Origin of the sequence: Algibacter sp., assembly GCF_049667265.1 — a bacterium.
Taxonomy (GTDB): domain Bacteria; phylum Bacteroidota; class Bacteroidia; order Flavobacteriales; family Flavobacteriaceae; genus Algibacter_B.
Window position 1 is genome coordinate 1 of record NZ_JBATHX010000466.1, and the last position, 3,481, is coordinate 3,481.

Annotated in this window: 3 protein-coding genes and 1 pseudogene; all 4 read left to right on the forward strand. The window is 32.8% G+C overall.

Annotated elements, in window-relative coordinates; genetic code table 11:
* Positions 1-466: DUF4199 domain-containing protein (locus WBN21_RS16050; protein WP_424202061.1), on the forward strand; the 466-nt coding region annotated here is incomplete at its 5' end.
* A gap of 36 nt (positions 467-502) precedes the next feature.
* Positions 503-1,453, forward strand: coding sequence for a glycosyltransferase family 2 protein (locus WBN21_RS16055; RefSeq protein ID WP_424202063.1), 951 nt, complete (start codon positions 503-505; stop codon positions 1,451-1,453).
* A gap of 98 nt (positions 1,454-1,551) precedes the next feature.
* Complete coding sequence (locus WBN21_RS16060; protein WP_424202065.1) at positions 1,552-3,282, forward strand: phospho-sugar mutase; 1,731 nt, start codon at positions 1,552-1,554, stop codon at positions 3,280-3,282.
* Positions 3,282-3,481 (forward strand): annotated as a pseudogene (locus tag WBN21_RS16065) (ABC transporter ATP-binding protein); the annotation flags it as partial. The gene WBN21_RS16060 and the pseudogene WBN21_RS16065, both read left to right, overlap by 1 nt.

The following is a 3,481-nucleotide window of genomic DNA, read 5'->3' on the forward strand; positions in this document are numbered from 1 at the left end:
CTCTACAGTAATGGGTTATGTGAACCTTGACTTATTCACCAAATGGTGGTTTGGTATTGGCATGTTAATACTTATTATCGTTTTCGGAATAATTTCAGCTATGAAATCTAGAGGTCTCGTTGGCGGCTTTATTAGTTTCAAAGAAGCTTTTACTTCCTATTTTATCACAGTGGCTTTAGGTTTGGTGATTAGCACCGTTGTAAGTATTATTATTTTTAATTTTATTGATCCTGACGCTGCTATCGCTTTGAAAGAAAAAATATTGAATTCAACAGTTGAAATGATGGAGAATTTTGGAGCACCAGAAGAGGCTATTGCTGAAACTGTTGAAAAGATGGAAGAAGACGAAAATATGTTTGCCATTGGTAAAGTTTTACAATCATTAGCTTTTCAACTTATTGGTTATAGCGTAGTTGGGCTAATTGTTGCTTTGGTTGTTAAAAAAAATAATCCTGACGCGGAATAAATTCAGTATTTTTGAATATCATTTCAAAATATTTAAATGAATATATCAGTAGTCATACCACTACTTAACGAACAAGATTCTTTAAACGAATTATATGATTGGATTGCAAAAGTTATGCAGTCCAATCATTTTTCATACGAAATAATTTTTATCGACGACGGCAGTTCAGATGATTCATGGAAAACTATCGAACAGCTTTCAAACAAGGATAAGTACGTAAAAGGTATACGTTTTTTAAAAAACTTTGGTAAATCTCAAGCTTTGCATGCTGGTTTCGAAAAAGCTCAAGGTGACGTGGTAATTACCATGGATGGTGATCTTCAAGATAATCCAGATGAAATTCCAGAGTTATACGACATGATTAAAAATGATCGATTTGATTTGGTTTCTGGCTGGAAAAAGAAACGTTTTGACTCAGTAATTTCAAAAAATTTACCATCTAAACTTTTTAATTGGGCGGCAAGAAGAACATCTGGAGTGAAGTTACACGATTTTAATTGTGGTCTTAAAGCTTACCGTATCGATGTAGTAAAAAATATTGATGTTAATGGAGAAATGCACCGATACATTCCTGTTTTAGCTAAAAATGCTGGTTTTGCAAATATTGGCGAAAAAATCGTGCAACATCAAGCACGAAAATACGGCGAAACTAAATTTGGAATGAACCGCTTTGTACATGGTTTTCTAGATTTAATTACCATTTGGTTTTTATCTCGTTTTGGAAAACGTCCGATGCATTTATTTGGTGCTTTAGGTGTAATAATGTTTGCAATTGGTTTTGGATTCGCCTTATATTTAGGAATAGATAAATTATTTTTAAACCCTTTTGGTCGATTAATAACACAACGCCCACAATTCTACATCTCACTTGTTACTATGATTATTGGTACGCAATTTTTTGTTGCTGGTTTCCTAGGAGAAATTGTCTTAAGAAATAAAGAAGACAAAAAACGCTATTTAATAAAAGAGAAGTTAAATTTAAACTAATTGATTTTATTATAGTTTGATTAGCTTCAAAATAGTAACTTTATAACTCTAATAATTTTCATTTTATTATTTTTGTATAACACTTTTTTTATAACATCATGATACATATCGAACCATCTATTTTAAACAGAATTAATGCGTGGCTAACTCCTACATTTGATAGCGACACGCAAACAATTATTAAAGAAAGTATAGCAAACAATCCGAAAGACATTCAGGAAAGTTTTTATAAAGATTTAGAGTTTGGTACTGGCGGTATGCGTGGTATCATGGGTGTCGGCACCAATAGAATCAACAAATACACACTTGGAAAAAGCACACAAGGATTGAGTGATTATTTACATAAATCTTTTCCTAATGAAACGCCCAAGGCTGTAATAGCTTATGATTGTAGAAATAACAGTAAATCATTAGCAAAATTAGTAGCCGATGTGTTTTCGGCAAACGGAATAGAAGTTTATTTATTTGAGGATTTACGCGCAACGCCTGAATTATCGTTTGCTGTAAAGCATCTTAATTGCCATTGTGGTATTGTTTTAACAGCATCTCATAATCCTCCTGAATATAATGGTTATAAAGTGTATTGGCAAGATGGTGGGCAATTGGTACCGCCACATGATGAGGCCGTCATTAAAATGATTAACGATTTGGATTATGCTAATATAAAATTTGAAGCTAACAATAGCCTTATTAATTATATTGGAAAAGATGTTGACAACGTATTTATTGATGCATCAGTTAAAAACGGAAGTGTTGGCGCTACGCAAAAAGCAAAAGATGATTTAACCATTGTTTTTACTTCATTGCACGGAACTTCAATTACTGCGGTTCCAGAAACTCTAAAGCGAGCAGGTTATAAAAATGTTCATATTGTAAAAGAACAAGAAGTGCCAAACGGTAATTTCCCTACTGTAAAATCGCCAAACCCAGAAGAACCAGCTGCTTTAAAAATGGCGTTGGAATTAGCAGAAAAAGTTAAAGCTGACATTGTTATTGGAACAGATCCGGATTGCGATAGATTAGGAGTAGCGGTAAGGAATGCCGATAACAAACTACAATTACTAAACGGAAATCAAACTATGTTAATGATGACTGATTTCTTGTTAAAACAATGGAAAACTGAAGGAAAAATAAAAGGCAAGGAATTTATAGCATCTACCATAGTGTCAACCCCAATGCTAACAAAACTGGCAAGTGCATATGGCGTTGATAGTAAAATTGTGCTAACAGGATTTAAGTGGATTGCCAAATTAATTAAAGATTTTCCCGAATTGGACTTTATTGGTGGTGGCGAAGAAAGTTTTGGCTACATGGTAGGCGATTTTGTACGTGATAAGGATGCGGTTACTTCCACTCGATCAGCATGTGAAATTGCAGCCATTTCAAAATCTAACGGTAGTTCTTTTTACAAAGAACTTATCAAACTTTATGTTGAACATGGATGTTACAAGGAAAAATTGGTGTCACTTACTAAAAAAGGAATTGAAGGTGCTGAAGAAATTAAACAAATGATGATTGATGCCCGCGAAAACCCTTTAAAAATAGTAAATGGTTCTAAAGTTTTAAAATTAGAAGATTACGATTTATCCATCTCTAAAAATATGGTTACTGGTAAAGAAACGAGTATAAATATTCCAAAATCTAATGTAATAATTTACTATTTAGAAGATGGAAGTCAAGTCGCTTTAAGACCAAGTGGTACTGAACCAAAAATTAAATTTTACGTTAGTGTAAATACCAAATTAAATTCTGTGAGTGATTATAATGTAACTGAAGACAAGCTTGACAAAAAAGCAGATGCTATCTTAAAAGATATGAAACTTATTTAATGAACCACTTTTATAATATTCTTAAATACGCAAAACCGTATAAAAGTTATGCTATAGGACACATTATTTCTAATGTGTTTTTTGCTTTATTTGGTACCCTTTCATTTATAGCTTTAAAGCCTATGCTGGATGTTATATTTAAAAATGATAAAGTGGCACCTGAAGCTGCTCCTGCATGGTCAGGCCTATTAGATATTGG

Coding starts and splice junctions, on each gene's coding strand:
- WBN21_RS16055 (WP_424202063.1), top strand. CDS start 503: ATGAATATATCAGTAGTCATACCACTACTTAACGAACAAGATTCTTTA.
- WBN21_RS16060 (WP_424202065.1), top strand. CDS start 1,552: ATGATACATATCGAACCATCTATTTTAAACAGAATTAATGCGTGGCTA.